Annotated in this window: 21 protein-coding genes and 3 tRNA genes; 9 read left to right on the top strand and 15 right to left on the bottom strand. The window is 62.5% G+C overall.

The genetic code is table 11. The features are described from left to right. Positions 1-65: 65 nt before the first annotated feature. Positions 66-731: a LexA family transcriptional regulator gene (locus P0D84_RS05650; protein ID WP_408333344.1), complete on the bottom strand. Its 666-nt coding sequence runs from the start codon at positions 729-731 to the stop codon at positions 66-68. A 567-nt stretch (positions 732-1,298) separates the two neighbouring features. Between P0D84_RS05650 and P0D84_RS05645 the strand changes: the two genes are divergently transcribed. Then, entirely contained in the window at positions 1,299-3,182 is a 1,884-nt protein-coding gene (locus tag P0D84_RS05645) for an ABC transporter ATP-binding protein (protein WP_408333340.1), read from the top strand. A gap of 194 nt (positions 3,183-3,376) precedes the next feature. Here the strand turns inward: P0D84_RS05645 and P0D84_RS05640 are convergent, their stop codons facing one another. The 3 genes from P0D84_RS05640 to P0D84_RS05630 all read right to left on the bottom strand — a co-directional run bounded on the left by P0D84_RS05640 (position 3,377) and on the right by P0D84_RS05630 (position 6,183). Beyond that, complete coding sequence (locus P0D84_RS05640; protein ID WP_408333337.1) at positions 3,377-3,841, bottom strand: DUF2214 family protein; 465 nt, start codon at positions 3,839-3,841, stop codon at positions 3,377-3,379. 151 nt (positions 3,842-3,992) lie between these two features. Further along, the gene (locus P0D84_RS05635) at positions 3,993-4,847 is read right to left on the bottom strand and encodes a hypothetical protein (protein ID WP_408333334.1); all 855 of its coding nucleotides are present in this window, start codon (positions 4,845-4,847) and stop codon (positions 3,993-3,995) included. A 271-nt stretch (positions 4,848-5,118) separates the two neighbouring features. Then, positions 5,119-6,183 carry a glycosyltransferase family 4 protein gene (locus tag P0D84_RS05630; protein ID WP_408333331.1) on the bottom strand — a complete coding sequence of 355 codons (1,065 nt, stop codon included), beginning with the start codon at positions 6,181-6,183 and terminating at the stop codon, positions 5,119-5,121. Between the two features lie 692 nt (positions 6,184-6,875). Between P0D84_RS05630 and P0D84_RS05625 the strand changes: the two genes are divergently transcribed. Beyond that, positions 6,876-8,711 (top strand): ABC transporter ATP-binding protein, encoded by a 1,836-nt coding sequence (locus P0D84_RS05625; RefSeq protein WP_408333328.1) that lies wholly within the window; start codon positions 6,876-6,878, stop codon positions 8,709-8,711. A 132-nt stretch (positions 8,712-8,843) separates the two neighbouring features. Here the strand turns inward: P0D84_RS05625 and otsA are convergent, their stop codons facing one another. Then, positions 8,844-10,304 (bottom strand): alpha,alpha-trehalose-phosphate synthase (UDP-forming), encoded by a 1,461-nt coding sequence (gene otsA, locus P0D84_RS05620; protein ID WP_408333325.1) that lies wholly within the window; start codon positions 10,302-10,304, stop codon positions 8,844-8,846. A gap of 55 nt (positions 10,305-10,359) precedes the next feature. Beyond that, positions 10,360-11,109: a trehalose-phosphatase gene (gene otsB, locus P0D84_RS05615; RefSeq protein ID WP_408333322.1), complete on the bottom strand. Its 750-nt coding sequence runs from the start codon at positions 11,107-11,109 to the stop codon at positions 10,360-10,362. A gap of 475 nt (positions 11,110-11,584) precedes the next feature. On the opposite strand from otsB, the gene P0D84_RS05610 reads away from it, so the two are divergent. The 3 genes from P0D84_RS05610 to P0D84_RS05600 are packed head-to-tail and all read left to right on the top strand — an operon-like array spanning position 11,585 to position 13,539. Next, a complete protein-coding gene (locus tag P0D84_RS05610; RefSeq protein WP_408339692.1) occupies positions 11,585-12,154 on the top strand; it encodes an SCO family protein in 570 nt (189 codons plus the stop codon). Positions 12,155-12,172: 18 nt separating this feature from the next. Next, positions 12,173-12,634: a copper chaperone PCu(A)C gene (locus P0D84_RS05605; protein ID WP_408333319.1), complete on the top strand. Its 462-nt coding sequence runs from the start codon at positions 12,173-12,175 to the stop codon at positions 12,632-12,634. A gap of 17 nt (positions 12,635-12,651) precedes the next feature. Then, positions 12,652-13,539 carry a cytochrome c oxidase assembly protein gene (locus tag P0D84_RS05600; protein ID WP_408333316.1) on the top strand — a complete coding sequence of 296 codons (888 nt, stop codon included), beginning with the start codon at positions 12,652-12,654 and terminating at the stop codon, positions 13,537-13,539. Positions 13,540-13,682: 143 nt separating this feature from the next. Here P0D84_RS05600 and P0D84_RS05595 read toward each other — a convergent pair whose 3' ends face one another. The 9 genes from P0D84_RS05595 to uvrC all read right to left on the bottom strand — a co-directional run bounded on the left by P0D84_RS05595 (position 13,683) and on the right by uvrC (position 20,464). Beyond that, positions 13,683-14,189 (bottom strand): GNAT family N-acetyltransferase, encoded by a 507-nt coding sequence (locus P0D84_RS05595; RefSeq protein WP_408333313.1) that lies wholly within the window; start codon positions 14,187-14,189, stop codon positions 13,683-13,685. 212 nt (positions 14,190-14,401) lie between these two features. Beyond that, positions 14,402-15,382, bottom strand: coding sequence for a sensor domain-containing diguanylate cyclase (locus tag P0D84_RS05590; RefSeq protein WP_408333310.1), 981 nt, complete (start codon positions 15,380-15,382; stop codon positions 14,402-14,404). A 203-nt stretch (positions 15,383-15,585) separates the two neighbouring features. Continuing rightward, the gene (locus P0D84_RS05585; protein WP_408333307.1) at positions 15,586-16,344 is read right to left on the bottom strand and encodes a TraB/GumN family protein; all 759 of its coding nucleotides are present in this window, start codon (positions 16,342-16,344) and stop codon (positions 15,586-15,588) included. A 47-nt stretch (positions 16,345-16,391) separates the two neighbouring features. Next, positions 16,392-16,553 carry a hypothetical protein gene (locus tag P0D84_RS05580; RefSeq protein ID WP_408333305.1) on the bottom strand — a complete coding sequence of 54 codons (162 nt, stop codon included), beginning with the start codon at positions 16,551-16,553 and terminating at the stop codon, positions 16,392-16,394. A 271-nt stretch (positions 16,554-16,824) separates the two neighbouring features. Beyond that, positions 16,825-16,898: transfer RNA gene (locus P0D84_RS05575), tRNA-Cys, on the bottom strand. 104 nt (positions 16,899-17,002) lie between these two features. Next, positions 17,003-17,078: transfer RNA gene (locus P0D84_RS05570), tRNA-Gly, on the bottom strand. A 62-nt stretch (positions 17,079-17,140) separates the two neighbouring features. Further along, positions 17,141-17,216, bottom strand: a tRNA-Gly gene (locus tag P0D84_RS05565). Between the two features lie 233 nt (positions 17,217-17,449). After that, entirely contained in the window at positions 17,450-18,043 is a 594-nt protein-coding gene (gene pgsA / locus P0D84_RS05560; RefSeq protein ID WP_408333302.1) for a CDP-diacylglycerol--glycerol-3-phosphate 3-phosphatidyltransferase, read from the bottom strand. A 108-nt stretch (positions 18,044-18,151) separates the two neighbouring features. Further along, positions 18,152-20,464, bottom strand: coding sequence for an excinuclease ABC subunit UvrC (gene uvrC, locus P0D84_RS05555; RefSeq protein WP_408333299.1), 2,313 nt, complete (start codon positions 20,462-20,464; stop codon positions 18,152-18,154). Positions 20,465-20,731: 267 nt separating this feature from the next. On the opposite strand from uvrC, the gene earP reads away from it, so the two are divergent. From earP to P0D84_RS05535, 4 genes are all read left to right on the top strand, one after another. Next, positions 20,732-21,925 (top strand): elongation factor P maturation arginine rhamnosyltransferase EarP, encoded by a 1,194-nt coding sequence (gene earP, locus P0D84_RS05550; protein ID WP_408333297.1) that lies wholly within the window; start codon positions 20,732-20,734, stop codon positions 21,923-21,925. A gap of 460 nt (positions 21,926-22,385) precedes the next feature. Further along, positions 22,386-22,943 carry an elongation factor P gene (efp, locus tag P0D84_RS05545; protein ID WP_323043713.1) on the top strand — a complete coding sequence of 186 codons (558 nt, stop codon included), beginning with the start codon at positions 22,386-22,388 and terminating at the stop codon, positions 22,941-22,943. 288 nt (positions 22,944-23,231) lie between these two features. Further along, positions 23,232-23,438: a CsbD family protein gene (locus P0D84_RS05540; RefSeq protein ID WP_179733385.1), complete on the top strand. Its 207-nt coding sequence runs from the start codon at positions 23,232-23,234 to the stop codon at positions 23,436-23,438. Positions 23,439-23,759: 321 nt separating this feature from the next. Beyond that, positions 23,760-25,142 (top strand): sigma-54-dependent transcriptional regulator, encoded by a 1,383-nt coding sequence (locus tag P0D84_RS05535; RefSeq protein ID WP_408333294.1) that lies wholly within the window; start codon positions 23,760-23,762, stop codon positions 25,140-25,142. The last annotated feature ends 118 nt before the right edge of the window (positions 25,143-25,260 follow it).

The following is a 25,260-nucleotide window of genomic DNA, read 5'->3' as shown; positions in this document are numbered from 1 at the left end:
GCTAAAAAAAAGCCGCCGGTTAACTGCCGGCGGCGTTCGTAGCGAGGGAATAGCCGCCGCTTCTCCTACTCCGGCCGAAACATCGAGGCTTTAACAATCGCCGCGACGTAGTGCAGCAGTTCGATCTTCTCCTCCTCGATCGCAATCTCAGGATGATCCCGGTTCACCGAATTAAAATGTTTACGACCGTCGCGCGAATAAAGGTAGATCTTGATCATGACCCGACCGTCCGTTGCCTTGACAAGCACCTCGTCGCCCGGCCGGATAGCATGCTCGGGCTGTACGACCACGAACTCGCCGTCGCGGATGCGCGGCAGCATGGAATCGCCCACACAGCGCAGCCCGTAAGCCTTCTCCCCGGATGGAAAGTCCAGATAACCGTCGCCATATCCTACCGGGGCTTCAATTTCGGCCCAGAAACCGTCGTTACCAAGCTGTGCCATGCCCATTACCGAAATGCGTTGTTTCTCGGGCAACCGGATCGGGGCGAATTCGTCCTGCTGCCCGACATCGGCTAACTTCTTGTCTCCTTCGCCCATGGCAAGCCAGCCGACTGTGTAGCCGAACTTCTTCCCGATTTTGACGGCGTACTGGCTCTTCATCGACTTTGTGACGCCTGACAACCATTGGTTGACGGCGCCTTTGGTAACGCCGGCGACTTTAGCCAGTTCGGTCTGTTCGATGCCGGTCTCGTCCAGGATCATCCGGATACGTTCGGAAAGGGTAGTCATGGAACAGGAATCTAAACTATACACGGTTTAGATATCTTTTAATTTCCAGTTTAGCTTTCTGCACCAAAAGAGCAAATACCAGCCGAGGCTGGCGCACCACGGCTACCGTCGAAACGTTCGCAGGAGACCGCGTGATACTGCTTGATCCTGCTTATGGCCCTCGTGTATCCACACGCGGAGTCGATCAATTGCACCCGCACTTGCTGCCCACCTCGAAGTCAACACCGAAACTCCGCACGATTGCGACCGCCAAATACTGCTGATATAGTCAGCGTTCGGGCATTCGCTCCGTCTACTTTCTTCACCTCATTCGACTACAGGGAGGCGTCACATGTTTGCAGTGCATATCGCCGTCCCTGAGATGGTCTCACGACCATTCTCGCGACCTTAAAGTTGTCGCGTCGTCGCTTACGCGGTTCTGCCTGAACAGGTGTTCCGCGCAATTTCCAGACAGTCCGTAGTCTCATTGCCGGCATTGTTGTCAACTCAGCCTGGCGCGCTTGACTGTCTCTTCTTTCGCTTCTGACTGGACCCTCGGTGCGCTCGCGCGCCACCGGGTCGTGGCAAATGACCAGAAAAAAACTCGACTTTCGTGGACAAGCCTTCAAGGATGTCCTCGGCTTCACCTTCCTTCACTGGGCTAAACAGCCCTGGCGCATCGTCACGATTACCACGCTCGTGCTGCTCTCGGCATTGGCCGACGTGCTCACGCCAATGTTCGCCGGACGGCTCGTCGACGCGATCGCATCCGGCTCTGCCGGCGACGCCGTCGCGTGGCACGCTGCGATCACGGCCTTCTGCGTGTTGAGCGCGCTTGGGCTCGGCGCCACGCTGCTTCGCCAGGGCGTGTTCTTCAACATCATCAGGCTGACGCTCAAGATGATGAGCGAGATCGCCGCGAACGCGTTTCATCGCGTGCAACGCTTTTCAACGGACTGGCACGCCAACAGCTTCGCCGGATCCACCGTGCGCAAGATCACGCGCGGCATGTGGGCGCTCGATCTGCTCAACGACACGCTGCTGATCGCGCTGCTTCCGTCGCTGGTCATGCTGGTCGGGGCAACGGTGCTGCTCGGCTGGCGCTGGCCAATGATGGGTGCAGTCGTCGGTATCGGCTCGGTGCTGTACATAACAGTGACCGTGGCCATGTCGCTCGGCTTCGTTGCGCCCGCCGCGCGCCTCGCTAACGCATGGGACACGCGCATGGGCGGCGCCCTCGCCGACGCCGTCAGTTGCAATGGCGTGGTGAAAGCGTTCGGCGCCGAAGAGCGCGAAGAAGTGCTGCTCGAACGAGTGATTCGCAAGTGGCGTCATCGCACGCGCCGCACGTGGATACGCGGCACGGTCAACGGCGGCCTGCAGGGCGCCATGCTGGTGGCGATTCAGGCCGCGATTCTCGGCGCCGCGCTGCTGTTGTGGGCGCGCGGCGAAGCAAGCGTCGGCGACATCACGTTCGCGTTGACGATGTTCTTCATGCTGCAAGGCTATCTGCGCGACGTGGGCATGCACATCCGCAACCTGCAGCGTTCGGTCAACGACATGGAGGAACTGGTGTCGCTGGAGAGCCAGCCGCTGGGTATTGAAGATCGTCCCGGAGCGGGCCCGATCGCAATCGGCAAAGGCGAAATTCGCTTCGAGCATGTCACTTTCCACTACGGCACGAAGGCCACGCCGCTCTACGACAACTTCTCCGCGCGCATCGCGCCGGGAGAACGCGTCGGGCTGGTCGGGCATTCGGGCTCAGGGAAAACGACCTTCATCAAGCTGATCCAGCGGCTGTATGACATTTCGGAAGGCCGGATCACGATCGACGGTCAGGACATCGCCCGGGTGCAACAGGCGTCGTTGCGCAGTCAGATCGCGATCGTTCAGCAGGAGCCGGTGCTGTTTCACCGCTCGCTGGCCGAGAACATCGCCTATGCACGGCCCGGCGCGAGTCGCGCCGAGATCGAACGCGCCGCAAAGCTCGCCAGTGCGCACGACTTTATCGCGGCGCTGCCCCAAGGCTACGACACGCTGGTGGGCGAACGCGGCGTCAAGCTCTCGGGTGGCGAACGTCAGCGCGTGGCGATTGCGCGGGCGTTTCTCGCGGACGCGCCGATCCTGATTCTGGACGAAGCGACCTCGAGCCTCGACAGCGAAAGCGAAGTGCTGATCCAGCAGGCCATGGAGCGGTTGATGATGGGCCGCACGACGCTGGTGGTGGCGCACCGCCTTTCCACCGTGCGGGCGCTGGACAGGCTGCTGGTGCTGGACAAGGGCAAGGTCATCGAGGAAGGCAGTCACGAGACGCTGATCAGACTCGAGAACGGCCTGTATCGGCGGTTGTTCGAACGTCAGGCACTGGAGTTGATCAAGGGCTTGGGCGATTCGGATTCAGATGTCACGCGCAGGACCCACGCCGCGAAGGCGAATCGGCTCGACGATTCAAGCTTGCTGGTCGGGAATTAAATCGCTGTAAGAAGCGTGCGGGACGTCATGCGGAAGCCGCCGGCAAAAGGCCGTTTCTGCTGGCGTTACGCACGCCCCGCTTCGTTCACCCGCGCGAACGCCCACGCGGCGTTTCTCGCCTGCCGCGCTTGACGGAACGCCATGCGTTGCGGCCCGACTCAATGCGACGAACCGGCCGGCGCTTCAACGGGCGACTAGACCACGCCCGCAGGCAGTCCGATACCTCGGGCCATGCCGGTAGCCGCGAACACCATCAACACCAGCAGCACGGTCTGGATCACGCTGAAACGCGCATACTTGCGCGCTTTTCGCAAATCGGGCGGGGCGCCCTTCTTGATACAGGCACGCCAACGCATCAGCGCAAGCATCGACGGGACTTCAAGGATGAGGATCAGCACTAGCAGCGTCATCTTGAAGTGAAAGAGCGGCTCATGGAGGTAGTAGTCGGCGCCCTTTTCGAAGCCACCGAAGGCGCGCATCAGACCGGTGACGATCAGCACCAACGCCGAAATGCCCCAGCCCGTATCAGCGCGGAATACGGACCGCAACGCAGCGGGCACGCTGGCGCGCCGCAGCGCCCAGGTGCGCCGGAGAATCGACGCGAGCGCAAAGCCATAAGCGAGTAGATGAAGGGCGGCAAGCAACCAGCGAACCAGCATGGCGACTCCTGCAAACGACGCAATATGATCGATCGATGTATGTCCACTCGCCCACTGAGACGCCGGGCATCACTTCCTATTATCGACTACAGCTTACTTTACGATGCCTGGTTAGCCTGCGGGGTGTGGCCGACTGCACAAAGCAACCCACTCAGACTTGCTGCAACGAGGTGTCGAGCGCACGTGCGGCGACCCGATCGCCTTCGGTCGTGAGCGCGGTGCGGAACACGGTTTGTCGATTGTGGCCTGCCGCAGCCGGCGAATCCCACAGCAATTCGATTTTCGGACGTCGGCCGAAGCCGCTGCGAGCCAACGCAGGCGCGCCGACCGAGCCGAGCGGTGCGGCAGACGCACCGGGCTCGCCCGCCACGCCGAGCGCCACTGCGGGCGTGGGCGTCGGTGTCGAACTCGTTGCTTGGCCCGCCGCCCATCGCACGGACAATTCGCGCGCGTCATATTGGCCCACCTTGCGCCGCTCGGCCCAGACGACCACCGTGCGGGTGGCCGGATCGAGCGCGACCGCATAGCGGCCGATCGCAAAGCGTCGCGCGGCGATATTGGTGCGCCACAGCGCGCGCGGCCGGCAAATCCAGACCACCGCGGCGTATAACGCCGGCGCCGCCAACAGCCAGCCGTTGGTAGCCGCCACCGCCTGCGCGGCGCGCCGCCAGCCGGCGCTCGCCGCAAATGCACCGACCGACCAGAGCGCAAACAGAAAACCGAGGAAAGCAAACAGGCGCAGCGCTTGCCGCAACCATTGCGGCAGCGGATGAAACGGACGCTCAACCACGGCTCGCGCGCCCGGCAGAAAGATCAGCAGGAACAGGAATACCAGATTGATGCACGCCCACGGCGAGGACACCATCGCCGACAGCGACGCGCCCAGGTCCATCTGCGCCATCGAAAAAAGCCAGCGAGCGAGGAGCACGAGACCGATGGCGCGCAGCGCGAAAATCGTACCGGCGCCGGGCGCCGCGTTCGCACGCGTCTCTTTCGTTCTCGCCAAGGCATCCTCCTGTCGTCGGCGGCGCCGCAGCCAAATTTGCGGCACGGCCATTATAGGGATATTACGGAGATTGGCTCACGCAGACGGTGTCCAACACCGTACTTTCTGCCGCTCAGAAGCCAAAACGCGGCGCGCATGCAACAACGCCCCGTGGGCGAGACGCACACGGGGCGTTGTTGGTGCAGCCGGACCACCTGATCGCCGGAGGCGCCGAGGCAAAAGCGCCGCCGGCGCTCCGGCAAGACGGTCTGACTGCCTTTCCTTATAGCACTTAGCTGGCGTTGACTTCGCGCAGTACTGTGCGATGCTTCTGACGCAGCAGCGCTTCGTAGGTGGCGACGTAGTTCTGCGCCATCACCTTCGACGAGAAGCGCGCTTCGAACGCCGCACGCACCTTGGCGCGCGGCAGCGTGTGCAGACGCTTCACGGCGGCAACAGCGCTGATTTCGTCTTCGACGACAAAACCCGACACGCCGTTTTCGATCACTTCCGGCACCGATCCGCGATTGAACGCGACGACCGGCGTACCGCACGCCATGGCTTCGATCATCACCAGGCCGAACGGCTCCGGCCAGTCGATCGGGAACACCAGTGCATGCGCGTTGCCGAGAAACTCACGCTTTTCGGCTTCGCCGATTTCGCCAATGTATTCGACGTGCGGGAGCGCCATCAGCGGCTTGATCACTTCTTCGTAATAGGCACGGTCGGCCTTGTCGATCTTGGCGGCGACCTTGAGCTTCATGCCTGCCTGGCCGGCGATGCGGATCGCGCGGTCGAGACCCTTCTCCGGCGAGACGCGGCCGAGGAATGCGAGGTAGCCCGGCTCGACGTCCTTGATCGGCGTGAGCACATTTTCCGGCAGGCCGTGATAAACGGTTTGCAACCAGTTCGCCTGTTGCAGCGGGCTACGCTGGTTGTCCGAAATCGACACCACCGGCACGTCGCTGAACGTATTGAAGATCGGTTGCAGTTCCGGCAGATCGAGACGGCCGTGCAGCGTGGTCAGGAACGGCACCGGCTGGCGGGCGAACAGCGAGAACGGGTAGTAATCGATGTGGAAATGCAGCACGTCGAATTCGTCCGCACGGCGGCGCACTTCTTCGAGCAGCAGCATGTGCGGCGCCATCACGTCGCGGATGGTCGGGTCGAGGCGCAACGCCTGCGGCCAGAACGCTTCGAGTTTCGCCGAGGTTTGCGAATCGCCGCTCGCGAAGAGCGTGACGTCGTGGCCCTGTTCAACCAATGCTTCGGTCAGGTAGGACACTACGCGTTCCGTACCACCGTAAAGCTTGGGAGGAACCGCCTCGTGCAAGGGAGCGATTTGAGCGATTCGCATAATGAAGAACTCCTCGTAAAAAATCAGGCAAAGGTACTGCGTTTGGTAAAAGCGACTCGCTTGCTCGCCAGGGCAGTCTGGCCGGATATGCCGGCGCGGACCTGATTCTTTCGAGAAATCCTGCGATGGATCGCTTGGGTAGTGAGCCCAGATCAGCTATTCGCCGTCTGCGCATGTGCCGGTAAACGCACACATGACACCTGCGTTGACAAACTGTCAGATATTTCGGCGGGCCTACAGAGCATGCATTATCGGTGCCGGGAATCTCGCTGCACCACAACATTTCAAAGTCTTTACGTTGTTACAAAGGCGAAACACTTTGCAAACCCTTGTTTTATAAGACAGTTCTACAGTAGCAACTGGCTTGCAGCGCAGACCTCGATTCCGGCATCTGTAAGCTCTTGCGTCAACTTTACCGGCAGGCATTGCAGAAATGCCGCACCGCAGTTGAATGCAATTTGTAATTATATCCCGAAATAGTCCGCAACCTGCGTGAACCACCGGTCCGCTGGCGGCTCGAGCAACAGTAGGTCGCGCTCATCTATCGCGAAATCAGTCGCGCCATCGCCCGGATACACAGGGCGCAATCGCTTTGGGATGTTTACAATGCGAAGCATCGGCTTCGCGGCGAACTCTTTGCTGTGGCCCATGCCTTGCATGCACAACCCGAAACACATCGACCTCACGATCAATTGGAACACTTAACCATCGCCCAGCGTAATGCCCAGAACGCAAAGCTTGCGAGCTATGCGCATCGGCCGCTTGCGTTTCTTTTCCGCTTTATCCGCCGCCATCCGCTCGCGCATGCGATCGTCCTGTGCAGCGTGTTTGCGGCCGTGGGCTGTGCGCTCGCTTCGCAGTATGCGATCAAGCATCTGATCGACGTGCTCGGCGAAGGTCGGCATCATCCCGGTCCACTGTGGGGTGCGTTCGCCATCCTGGTCGGCCTGATCGCCGCCGACAACCTGCTGTGGCGGGTCGGCGGCTGGGTTGCCGCGCACACCTTCGTGGCTGTCACGGGCGACTTGCGGCGCGATCTGTTCCAGTATTTGAGCGGCCACTCGCCCACCTATTACTCGGAGAAACAGCCGGGCATGCTGGCGAGCCGCATCACGGCAACCTCGAACGCCGTCTACACCGCCGAAAACACCACCGCCTGGAACGTGCTGCCGCCATGTATCGCGGTGCTCGGTGCAATCATCATGATCATCGCCGTGAACCCGCTGATGGCGGGCGGCCTGATGCTGTGCTCGGCCATTCTGTCGGTCGTGCTTTACAAACTGGCGGGGCGCGGTTCGGCCCGGCACCATCACTTCGCTACCAAGGCGGCGTCGGTGGACGGCGAGCTGGTCGACGTGATCAGCAACATGGGCCTCGTACGCGCCTTCGGCATGACGTTTCGCGAACAGCAGCGTTTCGGCGCGACCGTCAAGGCGGAAATGGAAGCGCGCCAGCAGAGCCTGCTGTATCTGGAAAAGCTGCGCCTGCTGCATGCGGTCATCACCGCGCTGCTGTCGGCGGGCTTGCTGGGCTGGGCGCTGTGGCTGTGGGATCAAGGCAAGGCGACCTCCGGCGACATCGTGCTGGTCAGCTCGCTTGGCTTCACGATCTTGCACGGCACGCGCGATCTGGCCGTGGCGCTCGTCGACGTCACGCAGCACGTCGCGCGGCTCGCCGAAGCTGTCCGCACGCTGCTCGAGCCGCACGGCATGCCCGACCGCGACGGCGCGAGCGAACTCGTGTCGCAAGGCGGCCGGGTCGATTTCGAAAGCGTGACGTTCGCCTATCCGCGCCGCCGGCCGATTCTCGATCACTTCGACCTGCATATCGAACCGGGACAGCGGGTCGGCCTGATCGGCAAGTCGGGTGCGGGCAAGTCCACCGTGCTGGCGCTGCTGCAGCGTTTCTACGAGACGCAGGGCGGCGCAATCAAGATCGACGGCCAGGAGATCGCCGGGATCACCCAGGACAGCCTGCGCCACGCCATCGCGCTGGTGCCGCAAGATATCTCGCTGTTCCATCGCACCGTGTACGAGAACATCGCTTACGGCCGCCCTGAAGCGAGCCGCGAAGAAGTAATCGCCGCCGCGCGCGAAGCCCGTTGCAGCGACTTCATTGAAGCCATGCCGGAAGGGTTCGACACGATTGTCGGCGACCGCGGCGTGAAGCTCTCTGGCGGACAGCGTCAGCGGATCGCGATTGCGCGCGCGATCCTGAAGAACGCCCCGATCCTGCTGCTCGACGAAGCCACCTCGGCGCTCGACAGTGCATCGGAAGAAGCGATCCAGAAGGCGCTCGACCGGCTGATGGTGGGCCGCACGGTGATCGCGATCGCGCACCGGCTGTCGACGCTGAACAACTTCGATCGGATCATCGTGATGAGCCAGGGCAAGGTGATCGACGACGGCAGTCCAGAAGAGTTGCGCCAACGCCCAGGCCTCTACCGCGACCTGCTTTCGAAGCAGTATGGCAAGGGCACCACGCTGCATATCGGCGGCAAGAAAGTGGACGAGCAGCACGTGGTCTAAGCGATGCGCCGCCCTCTGCGACTTCAGCAAAAACAGAAAAGCCGCTTTCGAGCGGCTTTTCTGTTTTTCCGGGTAGATGCAATCGGCCTGAATCCGGCCTGAATCCGGCCTGAATCGCCACCTGAATCCCACCTATCCGGGCAAGGTTTCGCGCGCGGCTTTCCTGCCTGAGCCAGCACGCACCTTTACCGTTCTGGTGCTCTTCGCCGCACCCACGCTCTGCAGATCGCGCATGAAGTTATCGCGCCACACCGACACATTGTTCTCGCGCAGCTGCACCATCATGTCGCGATGACGCGCCTGACGCTCCACAAGCGGCATCTCCAGCGCCTTGGCGAGCGCCTCGGCCATCCCGTCGATGTCGACCGGATTGACGATCAACGCGCCATCCAGTTCCTGCGCGGCGCCGGCAAAGCGTGACAGCACGAGAACGCCCGGATTCTCCGGATCCTGGGCCGACACATATTCCTTGGCGACGAGATTCATGCCGTCGCGCAACGGCGTGACGTAGCCGACATGCGCCGTACGGAACAGCGCGGCCAGCACCGAGCGCTCGTACTGCTTGTGGATGTAGAGAATCGGCGTCCAGTCCAGCTCGGCGAAACGGCCATTGATGCGCCCCGACTCCCCTTCGAGCTGCAAGCGGATGTCCTGATAGGCGTGCATGTCGGCGCGCGTCGGCGGCGCGATTTGCAGGAAAGACACCTTGTTGCGTTGCGCGGACGCGTGTTCCAGCAGACGCTCGAACGCGCGAAAACGCTCGACCAGCCCCTTCGAATAATCGAGGCGGTCCACGCTCATGATCAGCTTGCGCGAATGCAGTGCCGTCTTCATGGTGCGCACGGGCTTGCCGCGCTCGCCTGCTTTCGCGAGCTCGGCGATTTCGTCCGGATAGACGCCGATCGGATAAGCCGCCGCGCGCAAGCTGCGGCCGAATGCATGCACGGTCAGCGGGCCGCTGGCGGACACGTCGACCGTGCCGTTCGCCTCGTTGACGATGTAGTCACACAACGCCCGCAAATCCGGCGCGGTCTGGAAACCGAGCAGATCGAACGAACAGAGCGCTTCGACCAGTTCGCGATGCGGCGGCACCGCCAGCAATACCTGCGAAGCCGGAAACGGAATATGCAGAAAGAAGCCGATGCGATTTTTCACGCCGGCCGCGCGCAACGCCTGAGCGAAAGGAATCAGGTGATAGTCGTGGACCCAGATGACGTCGTCTTCGCGCAGGAGCGGCACGAGTTGCTGGGCGAGCCACGCATTGACGCGGCAATAGCCTTCGAAATCGTGCCGGTCGTACTGCAGCAGGTCGGCCCGATAGTGGAACGCGGGCCATAGCGTGGCGTTCGAAAAACCGCGGTAGTACTGGTCGTAATCGCGGCGCATCAGCGCGATGGTCGCAAAGGTCACCGGCCCGCGCTCTTCAACCTTGATCTGTGGCTGCCCGGAGCTGAGCACGTCGCCGCTCCAGCCGAACCACATGCCGCCGGTTTCCTTCAGCGCGTCGTACACGCCGACCGCCAGACCGCCCGCCGCCGGGCCGCCCTCCGAGATCGGCGCAACCCGGTTCGATACGATGATCAGTCGGCTCATGAAGCGCGATTCCCGATGCAGTGCGTGTTGTACGTTGAGCGATACGGCGTATCCATCATGCCTTGCGCGCCGCCGCGACGATCGATTCCAGCCAGTCGAGCAACGCCGTGACCGACTCGACGCGCGTATGCGCCGTCGTGTCGCCCGCGCCCACCTTGATCGACCAGCCGCCGCGCTCGTTGACGACGGCAAAGCCTTTCTCGTCGGTCAGATCGTCGCCGGCAAACACGGGCTTGCGGCCAACAAACGGCGGCTCGTCGAGGAACGCGCGCATGGCTCGGCCCTTGTCGACGTCCTTCGGTTTGATTTCGTAGACCATCTTGCCCGGCTGCAACACATACGAACCCGGATAGTCGGCCACCAGCCGCTGGGTCGCCTCGCGCGCCACTGGCTCGCGGTCGGGCGCGTTGCGGTAATGCAGCGCCAGCGCAGCGCCTTTGATCTCGAGCAGCATGCCGGGATGTTCGTTGACGACCTGCGCGAGCACCTGCTCCATGCGCAACAGGCGCTCGTCGTGAAAACCAATGCGCTGCGTGTCGCCATTCGCGTCACGCCGCTCGGCGCCGTGCAGACCCGCGATCGGCAGATCGGGCATGCCGAGGAAACCGTCGATGCTGTCGATGCCGCGGCCCGACACGACCGCCACCGCGCCGTTCGTCAGGCTCCGCAACTCGGTCAGCAACACGATGACGCGCGGTTGCACCAGCACGCCGTCCGGCGTGGGCGCGAGTTCGACGAGCGTGCCGTCGAAGTCGAAGAAAAATGCCGTCTCGCTGGGAGACAGAACAGCCGGAAGTGCTTGCATTGGTTAAATTTGCCTTTCAGCCTTCTGCGGCTGGAAAAGTGTGCGCATCTTACCGCGCCGCCGTCAATTTTTCGAGAAAGTAAGCCTGCCCACAAGCCTGGCCGGGCATTACGGCCGACACCACTCACAATTACGTTCAACAAGACAACAATCCGGCTTCAGCGAGCTTTCAACCGTCTGCGTCAAATTGACTCGCAATCCGTGCGCCTGCGGGGGCCTGGCGACGTCATGGGAAATTTTGCGATACAGTCGCAGCCACGCAGACTATTGCAGTGACGACTCTATTTGCACACTACAACGGGTCGCGCGCTTTGCCCGAACCACATCGCGTCCGTTCACAGGCAGCGTCACGCGCCGCTCTTCAATCGAGTCATTGAACCCTGCTTTGTTCCCAATCATTTCGCCCCGACACCCGCAGCCGAACCTCTCGCCACCGCGCCAGCCGTGGACGAGGCGCCTGGTTGCGTTGTCCGTCATGCTGGGCGCATTGGCCACACTAGGTGGCTGCACGCATCCCGCCGAACCGTGGCAGTTGACCAATGTGACCGGCCACTTGCCGGACCTCGATTTCACGCTAACCGGCGACGACGGCCATGCCGTCACCGGCGATACGTTCAAAGGCCGCGCGTCGCTCGTCTACTTCGGCTACACGCATTGTCCCGACGTCTGCCCTGAAACGATGGGCCGCCTGATGCAAGTGCTCGGCAAACTCGGCCCGGACGCGCAAAAAGTGCGCATTCTGTTCATCACCGTCGACCCCGCGCGCGACACACCCAAAGCCTTGCACGATTACGTCGGCGCCTTCGACTCGCAACACGCCGAAGGCCTGACTGGCACCGACTGGCAGATCGAGTCGCTCGCCAAGCGCTACCGGGTTGCCTATCAGATGGAAAAACGCGCCCCCAATGGCGACTACGAAGTCACCCATAGCTCGGCCGTCTACGTGTTCGACCAGGAAGGCCATGCGCGCCTGCTCGCCACCGATCACGATACTCCCGATGCGATCGCACAAGACCTGCGCCGTATCATTGATGACCGTTCCTGACCTTTCCCGAGTTCATCCATGTCGATCAAGATCAAAACGTTCGCCGCACTGAGCTGCACCCTCGCCCTCTCCTTCGGTTGCGCGTCGGCAGCGTTTGCCGCCGGTGCTAACGCGATCAGCGTCAAAGACGCGTGGGTCCGCTGGCTGCCGAACAACCTCCCCGCCGCCGGCTACGTGACGCTGGTGAACGCGGGCGACAAACCGGTCGACCTCGTGGATATTTCCAGCAACGACTACGGCGACGCGATGCTGCATCAAACGGTATCGAACGGCTCGACGCAAAAAATGGTGATGGTCGACAAGCTGACGGTGCCCGCGCACGGCCAGGTGTCAATCGCGCCGGGCGGCTATCACGTGATGCTCGAAGACGCAAAGCACAGGGTCGCACCGGGCGACACCGTGCATCTGACGCTGAAGTTCTCCGACGGCGAAACGCTCGATACACCGTTCGCTGTCAAGTCGCCTGCCCAAACCAAGTAACCAGGTAGCGCTGCGCGATGAATCTGCTCTACTGGCTCGATCCGTGGGAGTTTTCGCCGACCGTCGTGATTGCCTTGCTGGTGCCGGCGATCCTGTTCGTGCGCGGCGCGCGCAAGGCGAAGGTGTCGATTCGCCGGCGCATATCCTTCTGGTTCGGGCTGGTCGCGCTGTATGTCGCGCTGCATACGCGCCTCGATTATTTCTTCGAGCATGAGTTCTTCATGCATCGCGCGCAGCATCTGGTGCTGCATCACCTCGGGCCGTTCTTTATCGCGCTTTCCTATCCGGGCGCCGCCTTGCGCGCGGGCATTCCATTCAGCTGGCGGCAGCGCGTCGTGCGGCCCGCGCTGGAGACCCCGTTGGTACGCAAGCTACTCGACGTGGTGATGCATCCGGTGGTCGCCGTCACGTTGTTTGTCGGGCTGATCTACTTCTGGCTGATGTCGCCGATTCATTTCATGGCGATGCTCGACTGGCGGCTGTATCGCGTGATGAACTGGAGCATGGTGATCGACGGCCTGTTGTTCTGGTGGCTCGTGCTCGATCCGCGCCCGGCGCCGCCCGCGCGTTTGTCGCCCGGCAAGCGCGTGCTGGTGGTGATCGCCGCGATTCCGCCGCAGATCCTTCTCGGCGCGTTTATCTTCTTCACGCCGCACGAGCTGTATCCGATTTACTCGATCTGCGGGCGCGCCTTCACGTGGCTGAGCCCGATGCGCGATCAGCAGATCGGCGGGCTGTTGCTGTGGATTCCGGGTTCGATGATGAGCGTGATCGGCGCGCTGCTGGCGTTGCGTCACTGGATGCGGCTGTCGGCACGTGGACGTCTGCGCGGCGAGCGGCGCGCCACGGCGACCCGCCACGACCCGGCGCAAGCCGCCTCAGTGCCTGCGGGCGGCCAGCACTGATCCCTTGAAGCGCTTGACGACGGAATCAGGGGCGGACCGAATCGCAGGATAGGGTCCGCAATGAGGATGCCCAAAGGGCTTTGATGTCGCAGCCTTTGAAGCCGCTCGGTGCGCGCACGTCGCGCACGGTTTGCGTGCGCGGCTCAGGCCGAGCGCATCCACACGTGCGGGATGCCGTCCTCGTCGTGAATCTCCGACACCGGCGTAAAGCCGAACGCGCCGTAGAAGCCCTGCAGATGCGCCTGCGCATGCAAACGGATCGGCGTACCGGGCCACTGCGCGCGGATATGCGCGAGCGAGCGTTCGAGCATCGCGTTGCCGAGGCCGATGCCGCGGAAATCCGCGGTGGTCAACACGCGGCCGATGCGGATATCAGCGTCGTCAGCATCGGGCAGCAGTACGCGCAGATAGCCCGCGAGCGGCGGACGCTGGTTGTTGCCTGCGTCGCCGGGACCAAAGGCAAACAGATGCCAGGCATCTGAGTCGAGCCCGTCGACATCGTCATACACGCAGTTCTGCTCGACGACGAACACCGCGCTGCGAGCGGCCAGCATCGCATAGACTTCGGCAGTCGTGAGGTGTTCAAACGCTTTCCAGCGCCATTCGAGTTGCGCCAGTCGCGTGGCGGCGGTTTGCTGCGATTCTGTCATCGGAAATCTTTAAAGGAAGCGCCCCGTAACGGGCGGCGGCAATGCGGAATTATGCCGTGCGTGGCGGGCTTGGGCTATGCGGCGCCGGGCCGGCGCCGATTTCCCGTGAGGTCGACGCAACGGTACGGCGGCGAGTGCTGTGTATCGTCTCGTCACCGGAATCCGCGGCACGCCGCGTGTGCGTACCGAATACGCTCGCATTCATGCCACGCTCAACTGCCGTACGCCGCCCGTGCCTTCGACGCCTGCTTGTGGCTATACATCGCCGCATCGGCAGCCGCGAGCAAGTCGGCGATCGATGCATGCCGCGCGGGATCGTACTGAATCTGGCCGACGCTATAGCGGATCTGGTAGCCGCGCCGTGCTTCGCGATTGCGCGCATCCAGCAATGCCGTGAGACGCTGCCTGACTTCCAGCGTCTCGCCGCTGCCCGAGTTGGTCAGCAAAGCGACGAACTCGTCGCCACCCAGCCGCCCGATCACATCGCTTTCGCGCAGCGCGTTTTGCAACACCTCGGCGAAGGCCTTCAACGCGAGGTCGCCTTCCGCGTGGCCGTGGGTGTCGTTGATCAGCTTGAAATCGTTCAGATCGAAAAACAGCAGCGACGCCGGTTTATCCGTCCGCTTGCAGACGTTCAATGCATGTTGCGCGAGCGCTTCGAAACCGCGACGGTTCGACAGCAGCGTCAGGTCGTCGAGCGTGGCCAGTTGCACGGCCACCAGTTCCTGCTCAGCCATGTGCGCCAGATCGCGCAGCAATTCGCGCTCTTCCTCGTCGAGGCCGCGCGGCTTCGTGTCGATCAGACACAGCGTGCCCAGCTTGCTGCCATTCGGAACCGTGAGCGGACAGCCGGCGTAGAAACGGATGTTCGGATTGTCCGTGACGAGCGGATTGTCGTGAAAACGCACGTCGGCCAATGTGTCCGGCACCATCAGGATGTCGTCGTCGAGAAGCGCATGCGCGCAGAACGACACGTCGCGCGACGTCTCGGACGCAGCCAGCCCGATACACGATTTAAACCACTGCCTGTCTGCATCGACGAGGCTCACGAGCGCGATCGGCACGCCGAATAGCCGTTTGGCGAGGCGAGTCAGGCGGTCGAAGCGCTCTTCAGGCAAGGTATCGAGAATATTCAGCGCACGCAATGTGTCGAGACGGGCGCTTTCATTGCTGGGCGTCAGTGGGACTTGCATGGGGTGTTCCGTAGAGCCATAAGGGGTGACCGGGTTCGTGAGCACGTAGTGTATAGCGGCATTTTTAACGTCCGATTGAGCCCGTCCCGCAGATTTCCGCCGGGTCGCGTGGGAGCCATGTTGCCGTCGTGCCCCGTCAGGCGCCGCAATCAGGACATTTCACGGTGAATTGCGGCTCGCGGTCTGCCCCCCGTGGCAACCCGCTACTCGCCGACGGAAACCGGCTCGACGGCTTGTGCGAGACACTCGATCAAATTACCGGGCCCGCACAAATGCAGCGCGCCCACTACCACCAAGGTCCGCTCCGTGCGCCCGAGCAGCGCCGTGACGCGCGCCGCCCAGGCGCGATTGCGGCCGTCAAGAATAGCCTCGCGGATGCCGGGCAGATTGAACATCGGCGACTCGATGGCAATCTGCTGCACGGCCGGCAAATCGCCATGCAGCCATGCGGCATGCATTCGCTCGAGCGTGCGCTGCGGTTCAGCGAGATCGGTCATCAGCATGCCGAGCGCCGTGCCGATAGCGTCGAGCGGGATCGCTTCGAGCGACGCCGCCACGTCCTGCGCGGTCTCGAGATACTGGTACGGTTTGGCTTGCGTGAGCGCCGAGCGCAGCATGCGCGGCTCGACGCCTTCGACGACTTGCTGGAACAGCGTTGGCGCGACAATCAGCGCGGCCCACGGACGCAGATCGACGAGCGGCGCCAACGGCCCTTCCGCGGGCCACGCGGCCTGTAGCTGATTCCAGGCATCGGCGGATAGCAAGGGCTGCAGTTGAGCTGCGCCGCCCTGCGGATGAGTCTTCAGATACGGCAGGATCGTCGGTGGATCGGATTCGAAGACCAGCGATTCGGCCCAGTCATACGCGTGCCCGATCCATGGCGGCGTTCTGCGGCTCGTCGCCGGAAACAGGTGCATTGAGCCGAGCAGACGAACGTTGGTGCCGGTGAGTTGTAGATACATGCAGCCTCGCGTAGACGGGCAATTGCACAAAGAGGCAATCGGGCAATTCAATCGACGACGCGCAGTGCGGCGGCGCCACTCGCGGCCACTTGCCATGCGGTCCGCACCGCACACGCGACGAACAGCAGGAAGACGACCTGCGAAAGATACAGACCCATGCGAATGGGATGATGCAGTGCGAACCATGAATTGTGCACTACGTCCGACACGACGACGGCGACGCAGAGGATCAGCCCGGCTTCTGGTCGCCACAGCAGTAGTAGCGATCAGCGGATCGATGAAGAGCAATGAGGTCCAGTAGATCGGCGTCAGCGGCGCCGCGCCGCCGTAGTCCCACCAGAGTCCATGGACCAAGGCCACTTGCAGATGCGTCCCGGTAGCGCCGCAAAGGCAGAGTGTATAGATCAGGCGGAAAGTGGAGAGGACGGCGCATAAAAAGAAAAGCCCCGACAAGTCGGGGCTTTTCTTTACATCAACTACTGGAGGCGCGAGCCGGAGTCGAACCGGCCTAAACGGCTTTGCAGGCCGCTGCATAACCGCTTTGCTATCGCGCCGCAAGCGGACTGGAACCTAGCTGCAGATTCTCAGATTTGTTTGGTGGGTAACCGTAAGGACCGGCCCACCAAACAAAAAGGGAAGCGTTGCTTCCCCTTATGTATGGAGCGGGAGACGAGGCTCGAACTCGCGACCTCAACCTTGGCAAGGTTGCGCTCTACCAACTGAGCTACTCCCGCATTGCCCTACTTCACAACGCCTTGCACTTTTACTTCGCCAAACGATGCGTTGCTTCAAAAATTGGAGCGGGAGACGAGGCTCGAACTCGCGACCTCAACCTTGGCAAGGTTGCGCTCTACCAACTGAGCTACTCCCGCATTGTGCTGCTTTTGCCCTGCTACTGCTGCCTTGTTACTGCAACTACTCTCTTACTGCACCGCGCTTCAAACTGCGTGCATCGGAGAAACGAGATTATGGAGAAACGACTGAAACGTGTCAACCCCTTTTGCGAATGTCTTTAACTGAAAAGATTTCACTCATGCTTCGCACACGGTCGGACACGTTCGGCATGCTTCAACCGCCCTGACCTTGCGCCTCGATGATGCTTCAATCAGGCAACGCCACTCCGCTCGCGGATCTGCGGCCACGCGAGCTTCATGTAATAGAGCATCGACCAGATCGTCAGGAACGCGGCCAGATAGATCAGCCACAGACCCCACACACGCGTGTCGACAGAGACACCGCTACCGAACGGCAACGGCCCATAGAACAGCAGCATCGGAATCGCCACCATCTGGCACACGGTCTTGAACTTGCCGAGCGAATTCACCGCGACGCTCTTCGATGCGCCGATCTGCGCCATCCATTCGCGCAGCGCCGAGATAGCGATCTCACGGCCGACGATCACCAGCGCAATCGCCGAATCGATCCGCGCGAGTTGCACGAGCACCAGCAACGCCGCCGTCACCATCAGCTTGTCGGCGACCGGATCGAGAAACGCGCCGAACGCCGAGGTCTGATTCCATTTGCGGGCCAGAAAGCCGTCGAACCAGTCGGTTAGCGCCGCCAGAATGAAAATCGTCGCGGCTGCCAGATTGCGGTGTGCCGGGCTCATCATCATGTCGGGCAAATAAAACACACCGACGACGAGCGGAATCAGAACGATCCGCAGCCAAGTCAGGAAAATCGGGAAATTAAACGGCATGGGCAGGCGCTGCGTCTGACAAGGGAGATGCAATTGTGCCGTGTCACAAGGCCTGCCACAAGCAAAGCGGCGCGCGGCGCCTCGCACGGGCGCCACCTGGACGTCGGATCAGTGCAACTGCCGGTAGATCTGCTCGGCCAACGCCTGCGAAATCCCTTCGACGCTCGCCAGATCCTCGACGCTCGCCGCGACGACCCCGCGCAGGCCGCCAAAGCGCGCCAATAGCCGCTGGCGCCGCTTCGCTCCAACGCCTTCGAGCTCTTCGAGGCGCGAGGTCTGGCGTGTCTTGCCGCGCTTCGCGCGCATGCCGGTGATGGCGAAACGGTGCGCCTCGTCGCGGATTTGCGCGACCAGCATCAGCGCCGCGCTTTCCTTGCCGAGCTCGAGCGCTGCGCGGCCGTCGGCGAAAATCAATGTCTCGAGACCGACCTTGCGGCCCTCGCCCTTCGCGACACCGACCAGCATGCCGGTATCGAGACCCAGTTCGGTGAACACCTGGCGTGCGATTTCGACCTGACCCTTACCGCCGTCGATCAACACGATGGTCGGCAGGATGCCGCCAGCCGCTACCGGCTCCGCTGCATCCGGTGCGACGGACGGGTCCGCGGACGCATCGGTTTGCAATTCGGCGGCTTCGTCAGCGGCGTTCGCAGCCGCTTGCGCGACCATCTTCTCGTAGCGGCGCGTGAGCACCTGGCGCATCGCCGCGTAATCGTCGCCTGGCGTGATGCCGGTGATGTTGTAGCGGCGGTACTCGGACGACTGCATCTTGTGATGGTGATACACCACGCACGACGCCTGCGTCGCCTCGCCCATCGTGTGGCTGATGTCGAAGCACTCGATACGCAGATGCGCGAGGTCGTCGCACTCCATGCCGAGCGTGTCGGTGAGCGCGCGCGTGCGGGCCTGCTGCGAGCCTTGCTCCGAGAGCAGGCGTGCGAGCGCGAGCCGCGCGTTCTGCTCGGCCATCGCGAGCCATGCGCGCCGTTGACCTTGCGGCTGGCGCAGCACGGTCACCTTGTGGCCGGCCTGTTCAATCAGCACATCGACCAGTTCGCGCGTGGCCGGCGCGTGGCTGACCACGAGCACCGGCGGCACGCGATTGCCGATGTAGTGCTGCGCGATGAACGCTTCCAGCACTTCAGATTCGATGCCGCCGGCGGTTGCACGGCCTTTGCGTTGCGCCGAGGGTTCGACTTTGGAGTCGGAGTCGGAGTCGGAGTCGGAGTCGGAGTCGGAGTCGGAGTCGGTGTCGGTGTCGGTGTCGGTGTCGGTGTCGGTGTCGGTGTCGGTGTCGGTGTCGGTGTCGGTGTCGGTGTCGGTGTCGGTGTCGGCCGCCCCGGCCTCGACCGCAGCGTCTCCATCGTCGTCTTCTTCGGAGGGCATCTCCTCGGCGATGGCGAGCGCGTCAGCGGCATCGGCCAATGCGCTTGCGCCGATTACGCCCTCGTCAGACACCGAGCCGGCGCCGCCTGCGACGTCGATCAGCAGATCATCGTCGCCACCCTCTTCAAGCCCGCCCTCTGCGACCGTCAACGCGCTTTCCACATGCGCGGGAAAATACGCCTTGTCGCCCAGATGCCGTCCGCCGCGCACCATCGCGAGATTCACGCACACGCGCCCGCCCAGCGCGACGACCGCGAGAATATCCACATCGCTATCGCCGCCGACTTCGATCGCCTGCTGATGCAGCACCGTCGACAGCGAACTCATCTGATTGCGCACCGCCGCGGCCTGCTCGAACTTCAACTCGCTCGCGAACGCGTGCATTTTCTGCTCGAGCTCCTTCATCACTTCGCCCTGCCGGCCGAGCAGAAAGCGCGACGCATTGGCGACATCGCGCGCGTAATCTTCTTCGCTGATCGCCGCGACGCACGGCGCCGTGCAGCGGCCAATCTGATGCAGCAGACACGGCCGCGTGCGGTTGTTGAACACGGAGTCTTCGCAGGTGCGCAACTGGAACACACGCTGCAGGATCTGGATGCTCTCGCGCACCGCCCACGCGCTCGGGAACGGGCCGAAGTACTGATTCTTGCGATCCACCGAGCCGCGGTAATACGCCATGCGCGGAAACTTGTGGCCGGTCAGCTTGAGATACGGATACGACTTGTCGTCGCGAAACAGAATGTTGTAACGCGGCGTCAGCGCCTTGATCAGATTGTTTTCGAGCAGCAGCGCTTCGGCCTCGGAGCGCGTGACGGTCGTCTCGATGCGCGCAATGCGCGTCACCATCATCGCGATGCGCGGCGACAGTAGCGTCTTCGTGAAGTAGCTCGACACGCGCTTCTTCAGATCGCGCGCCTTGCCCACGTAAAGCACCGTGCCCTGCGTATCGTAATAGCGATAGACGCCGGGCAGATGCGGCAATTGGGCGAGCACTTTTTTCGGCTCGAAAACGTCGGTTGCTTCGGGTTCGGTCATGCAGAATCGGTTGGCTGGGACAGTGTCGCGAAGCCTCTGCCTGTGTGCCGCGCGCTCGGTGGTCACTCAGCGGTCACTTAGGCGCGGAACCGCGGATGAGTGCTTTAGAATCGCCAGTTTAGAGCATTCCGCGTGCGTTCGAACCCTGCTGCATCGAATGGTGTGATGCAGCGGCGCAAGCCTGGCGGCTGCACCTGATTGCATCACCCGCCAGCAAGGTCCTGCGCGATCCAACCACGCCCCCGTTCCACTCTACGACCCGCCACCATGTCCAACGCTGCGCCCCCTTCCGAACCGGCCACTGCCGCGCCCACGGCAATCGCCTGCGATATTTTTTGCGCGGTGATCGATAATTTCGGCGACATCGGCGTGTGCTGGCGTCTTGCGCGCCAACTGGCGAGCGAGCATGGCTGGCAAGTACGCGTGTTCGTCGACGACCTGCATGCGTTCCAGAAACTGTGCCCTTCGCTGGCGCTGGATCGCGCGCGCCAGGCGGTCGGCGGCATCATCATCGAACACTGGCGCGAGCCGCCCCATGCGGGCGATACGCTCGAAGTGGCTGACGTCGTGATCGAGGCATTTGCGTGCGAGTTGCCACCGATCTACGTCGCCGCGATGGCGCGGCGCGAACGCGCGCCGGTCTGGTTCAACCTCGAATACCTGAGCGCCGAAGACTGGGTCGCGGATTTCCATCTGCGGCCTTCGCCGCATCCACGCTACCCGCTGACCAAGACCTTCTTTTTCCCCGGCCTCGGCCCCGGCACCGGCGGCGTGCTGAAGGAACGGCTTCTGGACACCGCGCGGGAGGCCTTCGAAGCCTCGCAACCCGCGCGCGAGGCGTGGTGGCTGACAACCACCGGCCGCGCGCCGCCACCCTCCACGGCTACGGTCGTCTCGCTGTTCGCCTACGAAAACCCCGCCGTCGACAGCCTGCTCGAACAATGGCGCGACAGCGCCGAACCGGTCGTCCTGCTGGTACCGGAAGGCCGCATTTCGGGCGCGGTCGCGCGCTTTTTCGGCCTGCCTTCGTTCGCCGCCGGTTCGCACGCCGAGCGCGGCGGCCTCAGCGTCCACTCGCTCGCCTTCACGGAGCAACCCGGCTACGACGCGCTGCTGTGGGCCAGCGACATCAACTTCGTGCGCGGCGAGGATTCGTTCGTGCGCGCCCAATGGGCCGCCAAACCCTTTGTCTGGCACATCTACCCCCAGGCCGACGACGCCCATTTGCCCAAGCTCGACGCCGCGCTCGCCCACTACGGCCGGACCTTGCCCAGCAACGCGCGGGACGCCCTCGCACGCTTCTGGCACGCATGGAACGGCGCGGGCCGGCCGGACTGGGCGGAATTCCGGCACCACCGCGCGGCGCTGAAACAGCGCGCGGCCGAATGGGCCGGCGAACTGGCCCAGGTAGGCGACCTCACTGGAAATCTGGCCTTGTTCGCAAAAAGTCAGTTAAAATAAGCGGTTATCCAACGGCCGACGACGCAAGCGCGGCCCGATCGCAGCGAGTAAGTCTTGCAAACTCGTCTTGCAAATTCGTCTGGCAAATGCGCCAGACTAACTGGCCAGACCGACTCGCGAGGCAAACCCAGCAGGCCAATCCGCTTGGCCCTGGCAAACCCCGCATCGAAAGATGCATGACCCGCCCTCAGCTTGGTAGCTGTGTGGCGCAATGTCAAAAAAGGGGCGCGTCCTGCGATCGGCGCCACTCGTGATCACGCCCGCACAGGGTAAAAGCAGGTAACGGATTGCAGGGGGTTGCAGGTTTGCAGCCTCGCCGTGGGTCACCGCGGCAAGCCGGCCATGCTCCACGCACCGCTTCCAGGCGGTCCCGCGCCGTACGGCGAGGAGCAGCGAAGCCGCTTGCGCCGTATGCCGTTGAGCAAAAGTTGAAGCTACTTATTTCGTACAGGACAGTTTTATGAAGACCGCACAGGAACTCCGCACCGGCAACGTAGTAATGATCGGCGCAGACGCGATGGTCGTGCAAAAGGCCGAATACAACAAATCGGGCCGCAACTCCGCCGTCGTCAAGATGAAGTTCAAGAACCTGCTGACCGGCGCAGGCATGGAAAGCGTGTACAAGGCAGACGACAAATTCGACGTCGTGGTGCTGGAGCGCAAGGAAGTCACCTACTCGTACTTCGCTGACCCGATGTACGTGTTCATGGACGCCGACTACAACCAATTCGAAGTCGAAAGCGAAATGATGGGCGACGCCCTCCATTACCTCGAAGACGGCATGGCCTGCGAAGTCGTGTTCTACAACGAGAAAGCCATCTCGGTCGAACTGCCGACCACGCTGGTCCGCGAAATTACCTACACGGAACCGGCTGTCAAGGGCGATACGTCTTCGGGCAAGGTGTTGAAGAACGCCAAGCTGAACACCGGCTTCGAATTGCAAGTGCCGCTCTTCTGCGCCATCGGCGACAAGATCGAAATCGACACGCGTACGCACGAGTACCGCAGCCGCGCCTAAGCGCCTGCCGCCTCCATCCCACGCCGGAGCAAGTACGGCGCGGCGATAAAAAATGGCAAAAGAAAAAGCGCCCACTACGGGCGCTTTTTCTTTTTTGCGCCGCCGTGTATGGTTGAGGAAATCTTTACCGGCAGGCTTCTCGAAAATGCCAGTCCGTTGCCCGTTTTCTTCCTGCTTCACGTTCGACAAACCATTGATAAGCTTAAGTAATTGGTTTTGGCACAATCCATGCTCCTCTTGGGTATAGGCCTGACACGGCTTTATTTCATTCAACTCCGGAGATGCGATATGAATAACGACATCGCTGAAGGCAAGTGGAAGCAAATGGTCGGCAAGGCCAAGGCAGCATGGGGTGAATTGACGGACGACGAACTAACCAAGGCAGAAGGCCACGCCGACAGACTGGCGGGGCTGATCCAGGAGCGCTACGGCAAGACCCGCGAGCAGGCGGAACTTGAGGTACGGCGCTTCTTTGATAGCAACCGGCATTTCTAACCGGTCAAATGAAGGAAATACAGATACGGATGTGCCGTCCAGGCGCCACAGCGCGTCAAGGCGGCCATCCACTGAAATGCAAAGGACCAGAACTACGTGAGTCGAGTCGCCGAGATCCGCTTGCACGTCGCCTTTCACGACCAGCGTCGCGCCCATGCCAACTGGTTGGCATCGGTTGCTCCGCAGCCGTGGGAGACGCTGCTGCTCGCGCGGTGCGGTATTCGACCGGCAGTACCGGCCAGCCATCGCGCCCGGGTGGCGCGCCAGCGTATTCGGCGCGGCATACCGGGTATTCCGTCAATCTAAAAAATAGCGCTCGCCATGCCCCACGCCCTGATTGTTGAAGACGATCCCAATAGCCTGTCAGGTCTGTCCGCCATCCTCGCTGCCGACGGTTTCTCCGTCGACACCGCGACCACCATCGCCGAGGCCCGGGCGGCGCTGACCCGCTTTATCCCCGATGTCGTGCTGGTCGATCTGAATCTGCCGGACGGCAGCGGACTCGATGTGTTGCAGCACTTGCCGGCGCATCCGCCCGGCGGCGCCCTGCCCGTAATCGTGATGACAGGCAATGCGACGGTCGAAAGCGCGATCGAGGGATTGCGCCACGGCATCTGGGACTACCTGCTCAAACCGGTCAACATCCCGCGTTTGCGTAGCTTGCTCGCGCGCATTCCGCGTCCCTACGAACTAACCGAAGAGGTCCAGACGCTGCGCGCGTCGCTGCGTCAACTCGGCCGTTTCGGCTCGATACTGGGCCGCAGCGGCGCGATGCAGCATGTGTACGACACGATCGAACACATCGCGCCGACCGAAGCCGCCGTGCTGATTTCCGGCGAAGCCGGCACAGGCAAGCAATTCGCCGCGCACACGCTGCACAACATGAGCCGGCGCCGCAAAGGGCCGTTCGTCTCGTTCGATTGCCGCACGGCGGGTAGCGTCGCGGCGCATCGCTCGCTCGATAGTGTGCTGTTCGGCCACGAGCGCGGCGCGTTCGGCGGCGCCGAGCAGCGCGAGCCCGGTCTGTTCGAGCAGGCCAGCGGCGGTACGCTGTTCATCGAGGAAATCGCCGAGCTGCCGCGCGCCCAGCAGGAAGCACTGCTGCGCGCACTCGATTCGCAGAGCTTCATGCGGGTTGGCGGCACGAATCATGTGGCGACCGACTTCCGCCTGATCGCCTCCACGCGCAAAAATCCGCGCGCGGCGGTCGCCGACGGCAGCCTGCACGAAGACCTCGCGCTGCGTCTCGAAGCGGCCGCTTTAACGCTGCCGCCGCTGCGCGAGCGCGGCGAGGATGCGGCGCTGATCGCGCAAGCCGTCGTCGACGAGTTGAATCGCGAAGTCACCGCGCGCGGTATGTCGGACGTCGCCAAGCAGGTTGGACCGAACTTCCTGCGCGAGTGCCTTGCGTACGAGTGGCCGGGCAATGTGCGCGAGTTGCAGGATCGCGTGCGCCGGGCCTATCACGCATCCGGAGACGTGCTGGAATCGTTGCGTGCCGATGAAGCAGGCTCGGTGAACGGACGCGATCTGAACGGCAGCCGCGTGCAGGTCACCGTCGGCACACCGCTCGCGGACGTCGAGGAAATGTTGATTCGCGCGACGCTGGATGCTGTCGGCGGCACGCGCCATCGCGCGGCCTCGCTGCTGGGGATCAGTCCAAAGACGCTGTACAACAAGCTGCAGCGGATGCGGTTGAATTGATGACTGGGTGCGGCCGGCTTCGCGGCTGGCCACGCTTGAACAGAAACGGCGCCTGATAGCTGCCTGAACCCCAAAAGCATGGACGGATGTCCAACTTTGGAGTTCAGTCCAGAGAAGC

The sequence above is a fragment of the Paraburkholderia sp. RL17-337-BIB-A genome (assembly GCF_046025895.1).
Classification (GTDB): domain Bacteria; phylum Pseudomonadota; class Gammaproteobacteria; order Burkholderiales; family Burkholderiaceae; genus Paraburkholderia; species Paraburkholderia fungorum_C.
The sequence above is the reverse complement of the archived record's forward strand: the minus strand, read 5'-3'. Positions and strand labels throughout refer to the sequence as shown.